At 37.0% G+C, this 5,511-nt stretch carries 3 protein-coding genes and 1 pseudogene; all 4 read right to left on the bottom strand.

Annotated elements, in window-relative coordinates; all coding sequences use genetic code 11:
• On the bottom strand, positions 1 to 1,349 hold a 1,349-nt coding region (gene trmFO / locus LACDD01_RS02395), incomplete at its 3' end, for a methylenetetrahydrofolate--tRNA-(uracil(54)-C(5))-methyltransferase (FADH(2)-oxidizing) TrmFO (protein WP_082779258.1).
• 45 nt (positions 1,350 to 1,394) lie between these two features.
• Positions 1,395 to 3,545 (bottom strand): type I DNA topoisomerase, encoded by a 2,151-nt coding sequence (gene topA, locus LACDD01_RS02390; RefSeq protein ID WP_061413090.1) that lies wholly within the window; start codon positions 3,543 to 3,545, stop codon positions 1,395 to 1,397.
• A gap of 188 nt (positions 3,546 to 3,733) precedes the next feature.
• Positions 3,734 to 4,602: pseudogene (dprA, locus tag LACDD01_RS02385) on the bottom strand (DNA-processing protein DprA).
• 86 nt (positions 4,603 to 4,688) lie between these two features.
• A complete protein-coding gene (budA, locus tag LACDD01_RS02380; protein WP_061413089.1) occupies positions 4,689 to 5,387 on the bottom strand; it encodes an acetolactate decarboxylase in 699 nt (232 codons plus the stop codon).
• Between the last annotated feature and the right edge of the window lie 124 nt (positions 5,388 to 5,511).

The raw sequence follows: 5,511 nt of genomic DNA, 5'->3' as shown, positions 1-5,511 counted from the left end.
ATTATTACATTTTTTTCAATGATTTGGCTTAAGTCTTCTAATGCTCGCTCAGCAACCTTCGTATAACGTTCTTTTTTATCACGGATACGGGTACCTTCAAGTTCTTTGACAATACCAAAGGTCACATTCATAGGTTGGAAATGTTTACTGTCTGTATGTGTGATGTAATATGGGAGAGCACCAATAGCTGTTGTTTGCGGGAATATGATTTCTTCTTCACCCTTAAAAAGGCGAGCAGCGTTTATTCCGGCAACCAAACCACTTGCTGCTGATTCAACGTAACCTTCTACACCAGTCATTTGACCGGCAAAGAAAAGATTTTCTTGTTTTCTTGATTGGAAAGTTTGCTTGAGTAGGTTAGGAGAATCCATGTATGAATTTCGATGCATTACACCATAACGTACAAATTCAGCATTTTCTAATCCAGGTATCATTTGGAAAACACGTTTTTGCTCCCCCCACTTAAGGTGAGTTTGGAAACCTACGATATTATACAAAGATGCCGAAGCATTATCCTGGCGCAACTGTACAACGGCATAAGGCGTTTTAAAATCACCATCACGTGGACCTGTATATGTATCAGGATATTCTAATCCAACAGGTTTCATTGGTCCAAATAACATTGTTTTATAACCACGTTTAGCCATTTCCTCGATTGGCATACAGCCTTCGAAAACTTTTAGATCTTCAAATGAATTGAGTGGGGCCTCTTCAGCAGTAATTAAAGCTTGTTGGAAATTATTGAATTCTTCCTTTGTCATTGGACAATTAATATAGTCCGCTTCTCCTTTATCGTAACGAGATTTTTTATAGACTTTATCGTAATCTATTGTATTCGCATCAATAATCGGAGCTGCAGCATCATAGAAATAAAAGCCATCTCCACCATTAAATTCATGAATTTTTGCAGCTAAAGCATCACTTGTTAAAGGACCAGTTGCAATAATTGTAATTTCTTCGTCTAAGTTAGGTAAATCTGTAATTTCACCGCGGATTACCTCAATCAAAGGGTTTTCTGAAACAGCTTGAGTAATAAAAGCTGAAAACTCTTCACGGTCAACTGCTAAAGCTCCGCCAGCTGGTACTTGTGTTTTTTCGGCAGCTTGCATCATGACAGAATCCAAACGACGCATTTCCTCCTTCAGTAGTCCCACAGCATTTGTGATTGCTGCTCCACGGAAAGAATTTGAACAAACCAACTCGGCAAATTTGTCTGTTTTATGCTGAGGCGTAGCTTTAACGCCACGCATTTCGTAAAGTTTTACTGGAATACCGCGTTTTGCAATTTGGTAAGCAGCTTCAGAACCCGCAAGACCTGCGCCAATAACGTTTATATGTGTTTTATTCATTTTAACTTTCTATATTAAACATAAAATTAATTATGTAAAATGATTTTATTTTTGTTTTTCCTCTTTGTAGTCACAAGTTTCATTACTACATACTACTTGTTTGCCACCGCCACGAACTTTCTTTTCTACCAAATAGTGCTCACATTTTGGACAAGAACGGCCAACAGGTTTATCCCAGCTTGTAAATTCGCAATCAGGGTATCTGTCACAACCATAGAAAAGACGATTTTTCTTTGTCTTACGTTCAATGATTTGCCCTTTGTGGCAACTTGGACAGGTTACGCCAATTTCTTTTACAATGGCTTTGGTATTGTGACATTCAGGGAAATTACTACATGCATAGAATTTGCCATATCGTCCCAACTTAATTACCATTGGATGTCCACAAACGTCACAATCAAAACCAGCTGGTTCGTCTTTAATGACGATTTTTTCCATTTCAACTTCGGCTTTTTCAAGTTCGACGGCAAAAGGTTTATAAAATTGATCAACGACATCAACCCAGCGACGCTGTCCTTCTTCTACCTTATCCAGATCTTTTTCCATTTCGGCTGTAAATTCAGTATTTACAATGTTCGGGAAAAATTCAACCACAAGTTTATTTACAATTTCGCCTAGTTCAGTTGGTTCAAAACGTTTGGCCACTAAACGGGCATAATAACGTTTTTGGATTGTTTCAAGAGTCGGTGCATATGTTGATGGACGGCCAACTCCATTTTCTTCCAGGACTTTAATCAAAGTTGCTTCACTGTAACGGGCAGGCGGCTGAGTAAAGTGCTGTTCAGGTTTGAGATTTGCTTTCTTAACAATATCTCCAGCTGCCATATCAGGAAGCATGTTGTTTTTCTCAGAGTCGTTATAGATAGCTAAATAACCATCAAATTTAACTTGTGAGCCATTGGCAATGAAAATTACACCATTTTGTGAAAGGTTTACTTTCATCGTATCAAAAATAGCAGCTGTCATTTGGCTTGCCACAAAGCGATTCCAAATTAAAGTGTAAAGTTTTAACTGATCTTTGTCTAAATATTTTGCAATTGCTTCAGGGGTATTAAGGACATTAGTGGGACGGATTGCTTCATGGGCATCTTGAGCTCCAGCTTTATTAGAAACTTTTGACGAATGCTTGCTATACTTAGCACCAAAACGCTCTGTAATGAAGTCTGCAGCTACGCCTTGCGCCACTGGAGAGATACGTGTTGAATCGGTACGCATATAGGTAATCAGCCCTTGGTGGCCTTGTGCACCCAATGTGAGCCCCTCATATAGTTGTTGGGCAACCATCATGGTTTTCCGTGTACGGAAATTAATTTTATTGGCCGCATCTTGTTGCATTGAGCTTGTTGTGTATGGAAGTGGTGAATTTCTACGACGTTCTTTTTTCTCTACTTTATCGACATCGAAATCTGGACCAGACAACCGAGACATAACTTCCATCACATCATCATTGTTATTTAGTGCACGTTTCTTACCATCAACACCCCAGAAAGCAGCTTTAAACTTTTTAGCTCCTTTTTTAAATTCGCCATCAATTGACCAATATTCTTGAGGGATAAAAGCATTAATTTCGTTTTCTCGATCAACAATGAGTTTGAGGGCAATAGACTGGACACGACCAGCTGATAATCCTTTTTTAACTTTTTTCCAAAGAATTGGACTGATTGAATACCCAACTAAACGGTCTAAAATACGTCGTGCTTGTTGTGCATCTACCAAATCAACATCAATACTACGTGGTTCTTTAAATGCATTTTTAACAGCATCTTTAGTAATTTCGTTAAAAACAACCCGATTTTTATCTTCCAAAGGAAGACCTAAAATATGTGCCAAGTGCCAAGCAATGGCTTCTCCTTCTCGGTCCGGGTCACTTGCTAAGTAAACAGCTTTTGCTGCTTTAGCCTCTTTTTTAAGAGAATTGATCAGCGGTGCTTTTCCACGTATATTAATATATTGTGGTTCATAATCATTGTCAATGTCTACGGACATTGTTGATTTTTTCAAATCACGTATATGCCCAACAGATGCCACAACTTTGTAGTTTCGCCCTAAATATTTTTCAATTGTTTTTGCTTTAGCAGGTGACTCAACAATTACGAGATTTTTGCCTTTAACAATTTTTGTTTTCTTTTTACTCGCAGTTTTCTTACTGCTCGTTTTCTTTTTTGTAGTTGTTTGTTTTTCACTTGCTTTCGCCATATATTTACCTATTTTTTCAAATTTCAATAGTCTAATAATATAGGCTTTTAGGTCAGATGTCAAGTAATAAAACCAAAAGTGTTTTTCTTATAGGAGAATTAAACATTTATTAAAAGGAAAAAAGTTCTGTCAGTCCTTGGTTTTACTAATTTTACATAGATTTATAAATTTTCAATTTTTATAAAAAATTAAGGAAAGAAATTCCCTTCATATAAATAAAATTCATCTAAAATATCTTGTCCATGAGTGACAAGCTTGGCTGCACCTTGTTGGATTAATTGATTACAGCCAGAAGCATTTCTATTCAAAATATCTCCAGGTACAGCAAAAACTTCTCTATTACCCTCTAAAGCATAACGACTTGTGATAAGGCTACCACTACGTTGTTTTGCTTCTACAACGACAACACCACGGGAAAGACCAGCAATGATTCTATTTCTCTCTGGGAAATGAAACTTGAGGGGTTGCTCTCCTACAAGGTATTCTGATAAAACTAATTCATGTGCTGCTAAGTATTCTTGTAATTTACGATTTTCTTTTGGATAACTAATATCTAACCCATTACCAATGACAGCAATGGTTGGAGTTTTTTGTTTTACAGCTGCTACATGGCTTGAGGTGTCAACACCGCGTGCTAATCCGTTCACAATAACAAAGTTTTGCTTTAATTCCTCAATAAGCTTGTGGATTATTCTTGGTGCTTCCTTAGACATTTCACGACTACCTACAAACCCAAGTTTAGGAAGACTAAGCAATTTAAGATCTCCTCGGTAAAAAAGGAGGGCAGGCGGATTATATGTTTCTCTCAGCCATTCGGGATAAATGTCATCTAAAATGGAAAAGGAGGGGAAAATTTTGTATTGCTCACGAAGTCGTTTCACATCTTGACTCTTATAACTCTCAATAAAATTAGGGACAGTTTTGACCTCTGCAATCCGCGCTAACTGGCGTAGAGTGAGTTTTGCTTCATGCCTCCTCTGATAATCAATCAGTTTCAAAATCCCTAAATTAGACATTCCTGCTTTTTTAAACGTAATATTTCAAAGTTTTTAATCATGCAGCCTCCATTTTTGGTGTTATTCATTAATTAATACGCAAAAAATAGAAGCTGTTCACATAAAAAACTGCATTTCTGCAGTTTTTTTATTCCGCTTGTTCAATATCTTTTTTGAGTTGCTCAAGATTAAATTTGGCTTGGAGGAAGTTTTGAGATTTTGTTGGGAAATTTTGCTCTAAGGCATCCACTTGGCCTATTTCTACTTTACCGGAAAAGCCAGTAAATCCTAAAATATGGCCACCAAAATTGCATGAATCAGCAAGAAAATGCAGATGGTATCCAGCGACACTTACACCATGAAACATTTCTGGAGTCCAAAAACCGACGATAGTTCCCTTGACGTTCTCCTCTTTATATTCGGGTTGATTTTCTGCTACTTTAGCAAAAGGTTCGCCTTCTGCTGCGCCTGGAGCCATGCGCACATGCATCATATCAAAATCACCAGTCATTTTAATTGTATAAAAGGTATTTTCGCTATTAAACTCATTTTCAATTTTTTTGAAGAGTTCTTCGCTGGCGATTTTTTCTTCTTGTTGGAAAGAAAGTGTTGCTTCATGATGAGATACTGCAGCGTATGGGACAGTTTCATTGTCTTCTACTTGACGTACTTTTTTGTCTCCTGTTGCAATATAAGCTTTGCCATCCAAGACAATCAACTCACCATTGATACCTGACAAGGTTCCAATACCAAAGTTGCCTTTTTTCAAAAGCTCTCCAATCGTTAAAGTTCCTTCATAAAGTCCTGACATCAAAGCTGCAAGGGTGTTGTGTTGAAATAATTTCATTTTTCTTTCCTTTCAAATTTTGTAATTTTCAATACTCTAATTTTACCATATTATTACTGTCACGATAAAAATACGGATTGTTTTTTTAAGGCATTTTCTAAAAAAAACTAAGCAATATTGCTTA

The organism is Lactococcus sp. DD01, assembly GCF_001578715.1.
Taxonomy (GTDB): domain Bacteria; phylum Bacillota; class Bacilli; order Lactobacillales; family Streptococcaceae; genus Lactococcus; species Lactococcus petauri.
This window is presented reverse-complemented; position numbering and strand designations above follow the sequence as displayed.